This window comes from Streptomyces sp. NPDC048507, from assembly GCF_043199995.1.
GTDB lineage: Bacteria > Actinomycetota > Actinomycetes > Streptomycetales > Streptomycetaceae > Streptomyces.
Genome location: NZ_JBICWZ010000037.1, coordinates 1 through 13,186, shown reverse-complemented (window position 1 = coordinate 13,186; position 13,186 = coordinate 1). Strand labels below are relative to the sequence as shown.

General features: G+C 72.8%; 13 protein-coding genes. 9 read left to right on the top strand and 4 right to left on the bottom strand.

All coding sequences use genetic code 11. The features are described from left to right. The first annotated feature begins 689 nt into the window (after positions 1-689). Positions 690-1,079, top strand: coding sequence for a hypothetical protein (locus tag ACGFXC_RS37405; RefSeq protein ID WP_393719411.1), 390 nt, complete (start codon positions 690-692; stop codon positions 1,077-1,079). Positions 1,080-1,130: 51 nt separating this feature from the next. Further along, on the top strand, positions 1,131-1,328 hold the full coding sequence (locus tag ACGFXC_RS37400; protein WP_393719410.1) for a hypothetical protein: 198 nt from the start codon (positions 1,131-1,133) through the stop codon (positions 1,326-1,328). A 1,382-nt stretch (positions 1,329-2,710) separates the two neighbouring features. On the opposite strand, the gene ACGFXC_RS37395 is transcribed toward ACGFXC_RS37400, so the two are convergent. The 3 genes from ACGFXC_RS37395 to ACGFXC_RS37385 form a co-directional block, all read right to left on the bottom strand. Then, positions 2,711-3,523 (bottom strand): hypothetical protein, encoded by an 813-nt coding sequence (locus tag ACGFXC_RS37395; protein WP_393719409.1) that lies wholly within the window; start codon positions 3,521-3,523, stop codon positions 2,711-2,713. Positions 3,524-4,155: 632 nt separating this feature from the next. Continuing rightward, complete coding sequence (locus ACGFXC_RS37390) at positions 4,156-4,461, bottom strand: helix-turn-helix domain-containing protein (RefSeq protein WP_393719408.1); 306 nt, start codon at positions 4,459-4,461, stop codon at positions 4,156-4,158. Positions 4,462-4,600: 139 nt separating this feature from the next. Further along, positions 4,601-5,449, bottom strand: coding sequence for a GntR family transcriptional regulator (locus ACGFXC_RS37385; protein WP_393719407.1), 849 nt, complete (start codon positions 5,447-5,449; stop codon positions 4,601-4,603). 436 nt (positions 5,450-5,885) lie between these two features. Between ACGFXC_RS37385 and ACGFXC_RS37380 the strand changes: the two genes are divergently transcribed. From ACGFXC_RS37380 to ACGFXC_RS37350, 7 genes are all read left to right on the top strand, one after another. Then, positions 5,886-6,305 carry a WhiB family transcriptional regulator gene (locus ACGFXC_RS37380; protein WP_393719406.1) on the top strand — a complete coding sequence of 140 codons (420 nt, stop codon included), beginning with the start codon at positions 5,886-5,888 and terminating at the stop codon, positions 6,303-6,305. Further along, a complete protein-coding gene (locus ACGFXC_RS37375; protein ID WP_393719405.1) occupies positions 6,302-7,324 on the top strand; it encodes a hypothetical protein in 1,023 nt (340 codons plus the stop codon). Before ACGFXC_RS37380 ends, ACGFXC_RS37375 begins: the two co-directional genes overlap by 4 nt. Continuing rightward, complete coding sequence (locus tag ACGFXC_RS37370; RefSeq protein ID WP_393719404.1) at positions 7,321-7,788, top strand: hypothetical protein; 468 nt, start codon at positions 7,321-7,323, stop codon at positions 7,786-7,788. Before ACGFXC_RS37375 ends, ACGFXC_RS37370 begins: the two co-directional genes overlap by 4 nt. Beyond that, positions 7,788-9,092: a hypothetical protein gene (locus ACGFXC_RS37365; protein WP_393719403.1), complete on the top strand. Its 1,305-nt coding sequence runs from the start codon at positions 7,788-7,790 to the stop codon at positions 9,090-9,092. Before ACGFXC_RS37370 ends, ACGFXC_RS37365 begins: the two co-directional genes overlap by 1 nt. Before the next feature lie 209 nt (positions 9,093-9,301). Beyond that, positions 9,302-9,481: a hypothetical protein gene (locus ACGFXC_RS37360; protein WP_393719402.1), complete on the top strand. Its 180-nt coding sequence runs from the start codon at positions 9,302-9,304 to the stop codon at positions 9,479-9,481. A gap of 130 nt (positions 9,482-9,611) precedes the next feature. After that, positions 9,612-9,767, top strand: coding sequence for a hypothetical protein (locus ACGFXC_RS37355; RefSeq protein WP_393719401.1), 156 nt, complete (start codon positions 9,612-9,614; stop codon positions 9,765-9,767). 255 nt (positions 9,768-10,022) lie between these two features. Next, complete coding sequence (locus ACGFXC_RS37350; protein ID WP_393719400.1) at positions 10,023-11,834, top strand: DUF2637 domain-containing protein; 1,812 nt, start codon at positions 10,023-10,025, stop codon at positions 11,832-11,834. A gap of 53 nt (positions 11,835-11,887) precedes the next feature. Here the strand turns inward: ACGFXC_RS37350 and ACGFXC_RS37345 are convergent, their stop codons facing one another. Continuing rightward, positions 11,888-12,451 (bottom strand): helix-turn-helix transcriptional regulator, encoded by a 564-nt coding sequence (locus ACGFXC_RS37345; RefSeq protein WP_393719399.1) that lies wholly within the window; start codon positions 12,449-12,451, stop codon positions 11,888-11,890. Positions 12,452-13,186: the final 735 nt, after the last annotated feature.

The following is a 13,186-nucleotide window of genomic DNA, read 5'->3' as shown; positions in this document are numbered from 1 at the left end:
CCCCGCGGAGCGGGACCCAGAGCGCTGCGCGCTCTGGAAGTGATCCACCGCGCTGCGCGCGGTGGCCGGCCCTTCGGGCCGGTGCGGCCTGCGCTTCGCTTCGGCCGTGGTCAGTGCGCTTCGCTCTCTGACCTGCGGGGATTCGCTGCGCTCCTCCCCGTGGCCGGGCGGCGCTGCGCTTCGCCCGGGGCGGCCGCGGTGCGGCCTCGGGGCCTGGGTCGCTGCGCTCCCCTGGCCCTGGGCCCGCTTCGCGGGCAGCTGGCCACAATGGAGCGGGCGGGGGTCGGTTGGGACGCTCTCCTGGCCGGGGTCTGAGCTGTGCCTCTCGGTACCCCTGACGGCCCGTCTGCGGCCTTGTGGCCTGCGGGAATCCCCTAGGGTCAGCTGGCTCGGGAACGTCCCTCACGGGAGCGTACAGGGCTTGGGGAGTTGAGGCCAGGGGTCAAGGTTCACTGAAACACACCTATCTGACGATCAGTCAGGGAATTCTTAGGGAATTCGGCTGTCGCCTTTCGGAATTGATACGAGGGTTCCAAATTCCTCTGGAATCGAATTATGGCGCGCCTTGATAAGCAGGGTTGGGCGGGGAGCTTGGTGTGTGTTTCGGAATTCAGGTTCCCCGGGCGGGTGTGGTGGTGAACTGATGTGCGGCCCGGCTCGGGTGGGTTGGCGGGGGCAGGATGCCGGGCATGGAGCGTCCCCGTCTGAGCCTGCGCGCTGCCGCCGATGCGTGCGGCGTGAGTCTGTCCACCATGCGTCGGCGCCGGGAGGGCGGCGCCTTCCCCGGGGCGGAGCGGGACCCGGTGACGGGGTGGGGCGTGCCGGTGGAGGACCTGGTGGCGGCCGGGTTCACGGTGACCGGCTCGGTTTCCGCCCAGGCCGAGGCCGGGGAGCACCAGGACGTGGCCGGGGCCACGGCCGGGGCGGGGCCGGCGGACCGGGTGGCCGAGCTGGAACGGGAGCTGCTGGCCGAGCAGCACCGCCGGGAGGTGGCCGAGGTCGAGGCCCGGGGCCTGCGGGCGCAACTGGCGGCGAAGGACGAACATCTGCGGGACCTGCGGCGGGTGAGCCGGGGCTGACGACCCCGGCCCGGTCGGCGGGCCGGGCGGCGCGGCCGCGAGACTGGGCGGATGATCGAGCGCCGCCCGCTGGGCACCGGCCCCCGTCCCTCCACCGACACCCCGGCCGCGGCCGGCCCCCGGGCCCGCCTCGCGGCCGAGCTGGCCGAGGTGGCCCCGGCCGCCGAGGCCACCGACCCCGCCGACCGGTCCGCGGCCGCGCCCGGCCGGCGCCGCCTGGGCTCCGGAACCGCAACAGCCGGGCACTGACCCCCCGTCACCGGCTGCGGACAACTCACCACTCACCCACCAGGAACTCACCGGCCAACTCACCAGTGACTTCGCTTCCCGGTCACCACTCCCCCATGGGCAAGCCGGGCTTGCCCGGTTACCAGGCCGGTTACCTCCGGCTCTGTTACCCCCTCTGACCAGGGCAAAGGCTCCCGGGACCCGGCTCCCCCGCCGGAGGTAACACCAGGCTTGCCCAGCCAGCACGAAGGCTTGCCCAGGCCGGAGCGGCCAGGCTTGCCCACCCCACGCCGGGCCCGAGCAGCAGGGCTTGCCCACCCCGTCCCGAGCACGCCCAGACGCAGCCGGCCCCACCCCGGGCCGCCCGGACCGGGGTTGCACCGGAAGGGGGCTGGAGGGGTGCACGTAGAGGTGCACTAGGAGGTGCACCGGAGGTGTGACCGGGAGTGGGACCCCCACTTTTGCGATCTTGAGCATCGCGCCTGGTCAGGCCCGGTGGGCAAGCCTGTCAAGCGCGCCGACACCTCTTTCTGCGATAGCCAGGAAGAGGTCCAGCACTCCTCAGGGACGGGGCGGCGGCCGGTGTCGCGGCCAGGCTGTCGCACACCGGGGCCCGGGCCTTCCCGCCCCAGGCCACACGGCCCGTGTCGCGCCGACACCGCGGCCCACGCGACAGGGCCACACGAGCCCCCGCGCGTGCGGCACGCGCGGCACGCGGCACGCCCGGCACGCGTTGGCCGACGCCGGCCGGAACCAACCGGCTCTCGTGTGCACGGGGGTGAACGTGCACACGGGCACGTGCAGGGCCTATCCGGCACCCGCCGAACCATCCGCCGAGTACCCGCTGGGAGTCCGCTGAAGAGCCCTGCCGGTCCGTTGACTGGCGGGCCCCCAGCGGTGGTTCAGCGGACGCTCAGCGGGGCCACGGGACGGACGCCGGCCGCCACACCACCGGCTGACACCTGACGCTGACACCGCCGCCCCCGGCAGACACCGGCTCCTACCCCAGGTCAGCCGCCGTTCTGACATGTCAGGTGTCAGCACTGCCCCTCACCCCGGGGGAACACATGGGGGGAGGCAAGGAGGGACCCAGGAGGGGGAAGCAAGGAGGGAAGCTGAGGGGGGACGCATGGGGGGAACCAGATTTTCCGACCAGTTCGTATCTCCCCAGGTCAGCCCCCGAATTGCAGCCGGTGACTGGCCGGACTTTCTGTCTGGGGAAGGCAGTAGAGGGCGGGAGCGGGAAGAGCGTGCGGGCGGGTGCTGGCGGGCCGTGAGGGACCGTCACCAAGACGTCGTCCGCAACGGGAAGCCACAAGAGCCCCGCTGAGCGACTTTCAGGAACCGACGCGACCGAAAGGGGTCGGAGCGGGCTGTGAGGCGCTCAGCGGGGCGCACAGCGGCTAGAACGGGGCTGCTGCGGCTTGCGGGTCGGGCTGCTGGGCGTAGGCGGCCAACTCCGGGTGCTCCCGGGCCAGCTGTTCACGGAGGCGGCGGGTCTCCTCGGCCTCGGCGGCGCGCCGGGCCCGTACGGCCGCGTTTCTGACCGCGTCCCGCTCGGCGTCCTCGGCGTAGGCATCGTCCAGGAGCAGCGCCCACTGGGCGGCCGCCTTGGCCCGCTCGGCCTGGGCGGCGTACTCCGCGTCCCGCTCGGCACGCAGGCCGGCCGTGGCGTGCTCGATCACCTCGACCTCGACCCGGTCGTGGCACACCCAGCACAGACCGTCAGCCGGGCGGGAGCCCTTGCCGGTTGCCTGGCACGGCTGGCCCTGGTCGTCGGTGCCCTCGCAGTCCCACCACACCGGGGCGGTACCGGCCTCCCGCGGGCCGGGCACGATGCCCTGGCGCCGGTCGGCGCGGCGCGCTGCCCGGCGTTCCTCGCACTTGGGGCAGACGTCCCGGGGGCCGAACTGGATCCGGGCACCGTCCTCGCACATCGGGTCCGGGCAGTCCGTGGACGGCCGGACCAGGCCGACCGCCACGCCGACCGCGGAGCTGATGCCCTTGCCGCCCGGCATCACATCCATGGCGTAGCCGTGGTCCCACCACCGCCGCCGCACCCGCTCCGCCAGCTGCTCCGCGGACCGGCCACCGTCCAGCGCGGCCAGGATCGTGTCCCGGATGACCACCGGCCGGTACTTCGGCAGCAACGCGGCCAGAGCCTCGGGCCAGGCAGCCTCCACCGTCGCCACCGCGGCGGCCTGCTCGGCTGACATCCGGGTGCCCCCGGTCTTGCGCGCCTTCCCCGACCGAGCCCCCGCGTTCGGCGCGCCAGCGCCGGAAGACGCGGCGGAGCCGCCCGCGCGCTCGCTCGCGCTACTACCCGCACCAGCCCTACGGGCGTCACCAGCGGCTCGCGCCGCAGGCGCTGATGTGTTCTTGGTGTTCTTGGTGTTCTTGAGGTTGGTGTTCTTTGTTGGCGGATTACCCTGCGCAGGATTATCCAGCGCAGGGTTTTCAGACTTAGGTCCTGACCTGCGGCTTTGCTTGATTTGAGGCAGATCTGGAGCGTCCTCTCCGAACAGCTCGAAGAGGTGGGCCGGCATGTCCGTGATGGAGTAGACGGCGCCGCCCAGGGTGCCGTCCGGGTTTCGCTCGCGGTCCCGGACGAGGTACCCGAACCGCTCCAGTTCCTTCACCCCCGAGGTGACTGCGGCCTTGCCGTCCGTGCTGGCCCGCACCAGGTCTTCGATGGTGACTCGCCAACCATCGGTATGGGTCGAGATAAGCCCGAAGATCCCTTTTGCCTTGTAGCTCATCCGGGAGTCCCGGAACAGAGCGTTCGAGATCTGCGTGAACTTGTCGGCCGCCATCTGACCGCGCTGGATGCCAGCGCCGTACGGCCCGCTCACTCGGTCACATCCGCGAGGTAGCCGAAGTGCGCCAGCTCATCCAGCGCAGCCTGGACGGACGCGGGGCTGTCCGGGGTGCCGGCTGCGAGTGCTGCCGCGCTGATCTCTGCGTCATCAGGCAGCAGGGCCAGTAGGCCGTACACACCCTTGGCCGTCGCGGACAGCCGTGCGTCGCGGTAGACCTCGGCGTCGATCACCAGCGGGCGCGGCCGCCCGTGGCGCAGCCTCGACCATTCGTTGCTGGCCTGGGGGGCGGCCGATGGGCCCTGTGGTGTTCCCGGGGTGGTGCCACGTACTCTCATGAGGCTCTTCCTTGCGTGGAAAGCTTCTCCAGACCGGGGCCTCTAACCCCCGGGCTGGACCATCGGGCCCCGTCATCGACGGGGCTCTTTGCGTGGTGGACCATGCTCCCCCACCCCCTGATGAAGGGGGGAAGGAGCGTCACTCCTCGGCTTCCTGATCCTCTTCGGAAACCTGGTAATAGTCGCTTGTTGCGGGCTGTACGGGCCATTTCGCAGAGGCCCCGCGCGGGAGCGGATAACCAACCGCGAACAGTGCAGAGGACATTCTGATGTCCTGCACCTCAACAATTCGAGAAGGCTTCTTTCCCTGTTTCGGGAAATAGGTAACCCGAATGACGCGCAGCAGGGGTACGCCCGTTGTAGGCATGTTCAGGGCTTCTGCCTCATCTGGTGCAGGCATTCGGGCCGAGGCTTCTTCTCGCCATTCAAGTGGCCTCTTTGCCCACTCTTCCAGCCGGTCATACATTCCACCCGGGCCGGTACTTCCGGTGAGTTGGGGCAGTTCTTCGATCACCCAGGACGCCAGCCAGCTGTCCGCCAGCTGCCGGTGCGTGTCCACGTCGGGATCTCCGACGATCCGCCGCCGCACGGTCAGTTCGGTGCCGGCCGAGGCGTCGAGCGCATCCGCCACGTCCGCCGGTACAGCAGCGGTGGTGACGCGGGTGGTGTCGCCCTCGGGCCAGGGGATCGCCCGCCAGTGCTGCACCTCCGGTCCGCTGTAGTAGCCGAGCTGGTCGCGCTCGATCTGGCGGTTTCGGACCAGCAGGCGGAGCCGGTCGGGGTGTTCGCGCACGAACGTGCCTGCACGACGTCGGGACTCAATCAGTCCTTCGCGGGTGAGTACCCCCCACGCCTTCCGAACGGTGATGTCACTGACCCCGTACTCCGCAGCGATGTCACGCATGAGAGGGAGGGCCGAACCCGGGGGGTACACCCCCTGTGTGATGCGTTCGCGCAGGTCACGCGCGATTTCCTCATACCTGGCCACGTCCCCAGCTCCCTCCGCTGATCACCCCGAACGAGATTTAGCGTATACGCCAACCTTGCGTTCGGCTACTTCTAACGTATACGTTATCTCACGTCAGCCAGAGCGGCCCCTGGTTGGAGCCAGGGGCCGCCTGTGCCGGTCGCATTGGAGTGCGCTCGGCATGGTGATGCCCGGCGTTGGAGCGTCGGGACGGCTGTCGGACCTGCCCATATGTGTGGATGAGGGGACCGACTCTCGTGATGGTTGCAGAGATGGGGCGCTGGTGGCGCCCCCGGCGGGGCGGGTGCCCTGCGGTGGTGGGGACGCGGACGGTTTTACCGTCACGGTGCTGCACCGCCGGACTGGTTGAGATCCCCCAGGCGGCGCCGGGGGCGCTGGCTCTGGGTGGGGATGAGCTGCGGGTGCGGGCCGGCCTGCGGGCGTTGGGGGTCGAGCTGTGAGCGCCGTGCGCGGGGTGCCCCCGCTTCCGGCTGGCTGGACCGCTGCGCGTCCGGCCGACTGGCTCGACCGGCTGTGGCAGTACGAGGACCTGGCCCCCGCCCCGGCGGTGCGCCGGGATCGGTCGGGAGGCCCGGCCTGCACGAGCGTGGACCCGGAGCTGTTCTTCCCGGAGCCGTGGGAGCTGACCCCGGTGGAGCGGGAGGCGTCCCCGGCGGAGCGGGAGGCGCTGGCGGTGTGCGCCGGGTGCCCGGTGCAGTCCTGGTGCCTGGCCCGGGAGCTGGAGCAGTGCTCCACGGAGTCGAAGGTCCTCGGCGTGCGGGGCGGGCTGCGTCAGTCGGAGCGGCGAGTGGTGCATCGGCTGCTGGCCGGGCGGGGGCTGCTGTCGGGGCTGGGTGTGGGCCGGGGGACGGTATGACGACCACCGACGACACCGGCCGTGACTGGCTGGAGGAAGTGCTGGCCGGTGAGTGGGACGAGGACGGCCCGCAGACGGCCGCGGCCGTTCCGGTACAGGCCGCACCTGCCCCGGTCCTGACCGAGCGGCAGGCCCGGGAGCGGGACCGGCAGGCGGAGTGGGAGGCCCGGAACCGCCCGAACCCGGTCGCGGAGGACGCTCGCCGCCGGATGCGCGAGGCGGCCGAGGCGCGAAGGCGGGCTGCTGCTGAGGCTGCTGAGGCCGAGGCGCGGAAGCAGGCCGAGGCGGAGGCCGCCGCTGAGGCGGACGAAGACCTGGACGGCGAGCCGGACAGCGGCGATGACGTCGAGGCCGGCGCCGAGGCTGAGGCCGGGGCGGACTCGGGGCGGCAGCGCTGGTGGTCGCTGAAGCCCGAGCGGGCCGAATCGGACGGTCCTGGCGGCCCGGACGCGGATGGTGCGGAGGGCGGTGCGGCTCCGGCCGCACCCGCCGCTGCGTCCGCGCCGAAGCCGGGTGCGGCGCGGAGTGCCGCGTCGAGGTGGGGGTGGCTCGCCTATCACGGGAGCGCCGCCGCTGTCGGGCACGGCGCGTTGTGGGGGCTGACCGGCAATCAGATGGGCGGGGCCGCGTGGCTGGACTCCGCGATGGTCTCGGTCCTCCCGGTCACCACGGCCGCGGTCGCATGCTGCGCGGGGTGGGCGGGATGGCGGCTCGGCCGGGCGCTGCGCCCGTACCTGCCGTACGGCGCGCTGGCCGCTCCGGCCGGGCTGATTGCGGGGCTGGCCTGGGGCCAGGGCAGCACCGGTCTGGTGGCGGAGGTCTTCGCGTGGGCCGCTCCCTGGCCCGCGCTCGCCGCCCCGGCCGTTATGGCCGCCCTGGCCGGTACCGGCTGCTGGGCCGCTCTGGATCGCCGGGCCCGCGCCCGTAACTGGGCCCCGCCGCTGCGCTGGGCCGCTCACATCCCCCTCGCCACGGTCGCCCTGTCGGCGGCCCTCTACGCCCCCGGAGCGCTGCTGTGACCCCCAACCAGATCCTCGCGACCGACACCGTGCTCGCCGCCACGGGCGGCGGCTCCCTCCTCGGTAGCGTCGGCGTGTCGGGCCTCGCCTTCGCGATGGGATTCCTGCTGTTCAGCGGCCTGCGCGGATCCGACCGCATGAAGCTGGACAGGGACAAGGCGGGCATCCTCGGCATCGTGTTCAGCACGCTGTCCGCCTCCGCGTCCGGGATGTGGGGCAGCGTCGCCTCCGGCGCGGCGGAGGTCCCCCGCGGCCTGATGGAGGGCCTCAGCTTCGGCAACTTCGGGCTCGGCGCCGTCGCGCTCGGCAGTAGCTTGATGATCTTCATTCCGAAGTGGAAGAACCTCTGGATGCCCGCGTTCCTCGGCGTCGGCGCCGGGTGGACGTTTGCCGGAGCCGGGGGAATCTGGGCGCTCGCGACCACCCTGGTCACCACCATGGCAACGAAGCTGGGCGGCATGTGATGGCCGCCCAGCACACCGCCGGCCTGCGGGGCGTGGCGGGTGAGGTGCGGGCCGTCGGGAACGGTATGGGCCCGGTGTGGGTCGTACTGACCCGGGGCTCGGTGCGGCTGCTGGGTCTGGGGTGCCGGTGCCTGGGCGCCCTCGCGGGCGGTATCTGGCGGGCGGTGTCCCTGGACCCGACCCGGGAGGCACAGGCCCGCGCCAAGGCCGTCAAGGCTGCCGAGACCCGCCAGCGCAAGCGCGCCGCCGCCGCGAAGAAGGCGAGGGCCGCAGCCGCGAAGGCGGCCGCCGCCGACCTCGATGATGACGACGACCTGGCCGAGGACGACGACGAGTGCCTGGCCGACGACGAGGTGCCGAAGACCGTGGTGCTGTCCGCGCAGGCGGAGACGGCGATCCGGGCAGCGTCGGCCCGGCCCCTGTGGGAGGCCCTGGCCCTGCTGGGGCTCGGCGGCGCAGTCACCGCCGTCGGAGTGGCCGTTCTTGTCCAGGTCGTGGCCGGCCCGGCGGCCGCCTGGGGCGGCCAGGTCTGGGACTCCTGGTCCGGGCTGATCACCACCGGCGCACTCACGGCCTGGACCACCGGCGCCCTGATGGCCGGGCCCTCCCTCGCGGAGGCTGAGGCGATCCGGGCCACCCGGTGGGCCGCGCGGTCCGCGAAGCAGGACCAGGACCAGGACCAGGACCACGAGGAAGAGCCGGCCGAGGACGAAAAGCACGCCGCGGAGCAGGAGGAGCAGCAGAACGTAGAGCAGGAAGAGGAGCAGCCCGTGGACCGGGGGACGGTGCTGATGCTGCACGTGCTGCGGGCGCTGGCCGACGCCGAGGCGGCTCGGCGCGCCGGGGTCCACCTGGACATCGTGCTGGCCTCGGCGAGCGCGGCGGGCCTGGTCTCCGCCGGTACGGAGGTGCCGGAGTTCCGCCAATGGGTGGAGCGCGTCGGCCTGCCGACCAAGGAGATCGGGATGCGGATCGGCGGCAGGCCGGTGACCCGGGTGGGGGTGCGGGTGGACATGGCGACCGAGGTCCTCGGCATGGCCCCCGGGGCCCTGCTGAGGGCCCGCTCCGAGGCCTCCGTCCGGCCCCTGGGGGAGGCCCCCGTCGAGGCGGTACGGGTGCCCGCTCAGCCGGTCGGGGAGACCCCCGCCGAACCCGCGGCCAACACCCCCGCCGCGGCCCCCGTCCCGGCCCCCGACAGCACCCCTGCTGCGGCCGTCCTGCGGCTGATTCCGGGGGGTCTGCTGGACCCCGGCCAGGACCTCTCCCCGACCCCGTCCCAGGCCCTCTCCCAGGGCACCCGATAGGCAGGCCTATCGACCCTCTGACCTGCGGTTCTATCGGACTCCTAGCAGGCCCTGACAGGGGGCCTGACGCGCTTCCCTGACACCTCAGACGCCGACCCCCGAGAGGGGTCGGGAGCACCAGAAACAAGACACCCCGAGGCGACCGACTTTCTTGGCAGTTGGGCGGCCGCCCCGGGGCTTCCATCCCTCACGAGAGACGGAGCCACATCATGGCATTCCGCAAGACGATCTCCCAGAGCGAGCTGGCCCAGGGCCAGAGTGACGCGGACCGCGAGCGCCACGCCACCGATTACAGCGCCAGCCGGGGCGGCTGGTTCACGGCCGAGGCCAAGCCCGTGGCAGGCCAGGACAAGGACAGCAGCGGCGCCTGCCGGTGGGGTCGGCGGTGAGCCGGGCGACGGCGCCGCGCTGCCACGGCCGGCGGATGAAGCAGGACCGGACCCGCGGCACCTACCGGTGCCCGGCGTGCGGGGGCTGGACCGCCCGCCTGAACGCCGCCCTCCTCGCCGGGGCTGCCCGGTGAACGCCGCGCAGGCTCAGGCCGACTACGAGGCCGCCCGGCTCCAGCAGGCCCAGGCGCAGCAGCAGGCGGAGGACGCGGCCGCGGCCATACGGAACGCCTCGGAGGCGGCCGCCGCGCTCAACGCGGACATCGCTGCGCACCTCGGCCGCTGACCGGCCGCCCCTCACGCCGTGGAAGAGCATCCCTCCCCGGAGGGACAGGCCACCGCGGCCGTTCGATCCGGCGGGCCGGGAGCAGTCTCCCGGCCCGCCCCCCAAGACCCTGTTCTGGAGGTTCCTGTGACGACGCACCACATGCTCGACGATCTGACCCGGCCGCCCGTCCCGTTCGCTCCGGCCGGACCGGCTCCCGCTCCGGTTGGGCGGGCCGGTGCTCCGGCCGCACCCCCGAGGGGGGAGACTGCCCGGATGGAAACGACGCTGACGCACGGCCAGACGACCGGCCAGGGGGAGGCCGTGGCCCCGGCCACTCCGGCCACGGCCGGGGCCGCTCCGGGGCCACGGCCGGGCGCTCCGGCCCGACCGGATGGCGCTCCGGCCGCGCCCCGTCTGGGCGGCCAGGGTCGGCCGGGGGTGGCCGGTCAGGGGGTGTCCACGGCCGGGGCCACCGCTCCCGTGGACCCGGCCACCGTGGCCGACCCGTCGGCCGGTTCGGCCGGGGCCGGCCGGGTCTCCAAGGTGCTCGCGGTGGCCGCTCTGGTCGGGATGATCCCGGTCGCCGTGATCGGTTTCGCCGCGTCGTACACCACGGTTGCGGACAAGGCGGCGGCCGCAGGGTTCGCTGGCTGGCTGGCCCCGTGGATCCCGATCGGCCTGGACGGCGCGATCATCGGGTTCCTCGCCCTGGACCTCTACATGACCCGCCGCCGGACCCCCTGGCCGCTGCTGCGGTTCGCCGCGCACGGCATGACGGCGGCCACGGTCATCATCAACGCGGCGGCCGGCGCGGCCGTGGCCACGGCAACCGAGGGGGCGGCCGCCGCGGTGCTGCCCGGCCCGGTGCGGGTGTTCTGGCACGGGCTGATGCCCGTCCTGTTCGTGGTCGGGGTGGAGGCCGCGCGGCGGCTGATCGTGCACGCCACGCAGCTGGAGGACGGCACCGCCATCGACCGGATCCCGCTGCACCGCTGGGCGCTCTCCCCGTGGAAGACCCCGCGGCTGTACCGGGAAATGCGGCTCGCCAACATCCGCTCGTACCCGGAGATGGTCCAGCGCAAGCGGGAGCTGGAGGGCTACCGTGTCTGGCTCAAGCAGGAGCTGGACGGCGACCTGGCGCGCGCCACCGACGAACAGATGCTGCCGATGACGATGGCAGGCCAGGGGTTCACCGTGGAGGAGGCGCTAGCTCTCCCGGCGAAGTGGCGGGCCGAGGCGGAGCGGCGCGAGGAGCAGAAGCGCGAGGAGGAAGACGCGCGGCAGCACGCCGAGGCGGAGCGCCAGCGCGAGGAGGCGGAGCGCCGGGACGCGGAGGCGGAGCGCGAGCGTCTGAGGAAGAAGGCCGCTGCGGTGGCGGCGCTCACCGACGACACCGACGTCGAGGTGATCAAGCTGGAGCAGGCGGCGCGGACGGGCACGGCGGCCGCGAAGGCGGAGGCGGCCCGCGCGGCGGCGGAGTCGGAGGCGGCGGCCGCGAAGGTGGCTGCGGAGCACCGGCGTACGGCGGCGGAGCGGCAGTCACTCGCGGAGTCGGAGGCGCTGGAGTCGGAGCGGGCGGCGGCCGCGCGCCGGAAGGCGGCCGAGGACCTCGCGGAGTCGGAGCGCGCGGAGGCGGAAGCGGAGAAGCAGCGCGCGGAGAAGGCCCGCGCGGAGGCGGAGACGGAGCGCCAGAACGCGACCGCCGCCCGGGAGCGTGCAGAGGCGGAGCGGGCCAGGGCCGACAAGCAGGCCGCGCTTCAGGCGGCCGCCGAGGCGTCCAATGCGGCGGCGCAGGCCCGGTACGAGGCCTCGATGATCGAGGCGCGGGCCCAGCAGGCCGAGGACTACGCCCGTCTGACCCCGCGTGAGCGCAATGAGCGGCTGGTGGCCCGCATGCTGCTGACGGCCGGCGCCCGCCCGGAGACGGCGGAGCAGCATGTCGACCTGGTCCCGCTCACCATGGTGATGGAGGCGCTGGGCGTGAAGCAGACGGCCGCCGGGGACATCCGCAAGGCGGCGGCGGTCCTGCTGGAGTCCGGCTACCGGCCGACCCAGCTGGAGACCGCGCTGGATCCCGGGCACTGAACGAACGGCGGCGGGCGGCACCCCGGGTGCCGCCCGCCGCGGTGCGTCCGAGGTCAGGCCCGGCCGCCCCACCACCGCCGACGCGGCCCGCCCGCCTCGGCGGCCGGGGCCGGGGCGGACGCCGGTTCGGCCTGGGCCTGGCCGGGCACGGTCGGCCCGCCCGGCGCCGGGGTGAGCGCGGCCCGCTCCGGAGCCGGGGTCAGGGCAGCCACCGCCCGCTGCAAGTCGGCGATCCGCTCGCCTCGCTCCGCCAGCTGCACACGCAGGTGCTCGGCCTCGGCCTGGGCCAGTTGCTGCCCGAACCGGGCCTCGGCCAGGGCCAGGGCGTGCTCCGCGCGGATCCGGTCCAGCTCGGTGCGCAAGGCGGCCGCGTCCTGGCCTTGGCCATCGGCCGGAGCGGCGGGGCCAGCCAGAGCCTCGGGGGCGGGGTCTGCCGGGGCGGGGGCGTTCAGCCGGAATCCCGCGGCCAGCAGGGCGTCCACCGGGATCATCCAGCCCCGCGTGGGGTCCTCCACCGAGCCGGGCAGGTCACCGGCCTCACGGCGGCGGCGGATGGTGGAGCGGCTGACGCCGCACGCGGCGGCCGCCTCCCGCTGGGTCAGCATCGGGCGCGTCATGGGCCAATCCTCTCCGCAGCGGTACCGGGCGTAGTGGCCGACCCACCCATCTCGAGGCACGCAGCCTACTCCGCGCGCTGTCTAAACGATCATGATGATCCGCTCCCAGTGGCCATCCGTGGGCCTATGTAAGGCCACACAACAAGCTGATGTGCTGGATTCCGTTTACCGGGTCAACTCGCGGGATGTCTAGACCTCTAAGGAGCCCGACCCCTCCGATGGCCGCCTGTCGTCTGTGACACACATCACATTAGAATCGATGGTACAAAAGGTGCGAACTGCCAGTTTATGGCGTACGCCACAACCCAAGTTGCTGAGCTAGCACCCCTCTTGCGAGCCAACGACCGAGGACCGTCGAGACGATGGCAGCCACGCGCAGGAGGGATGGAGGCGCGCCTGGCCCATGCATCCACTCCTCCGGTTCCACCCCACCTGGCACGAAAGCAGGCCTAGGCGACCAGACCCAATTTGCCATCAGCAGCAGGCCGCTTGAGCTCGACGCAGCCGATCAGACCAGCTGAATCCGAGGTTCGCACGCACCCTGTCGTCTGCATGCGTCCCGACCCCTGGCCCCACATATACGGAGAGGGGCTGCCCCGGCGCAGGCAGCCAATCCGCAGAGCCATCACGCCGGGTCGACCCGATGACCTTTTGCTGGTTGGGGGTGAATGGGGTCGATGAGTTCGGAGTTCATGTGAAGTCATCCTGGTCATCCCGCCGGTCATCCCCCATCCC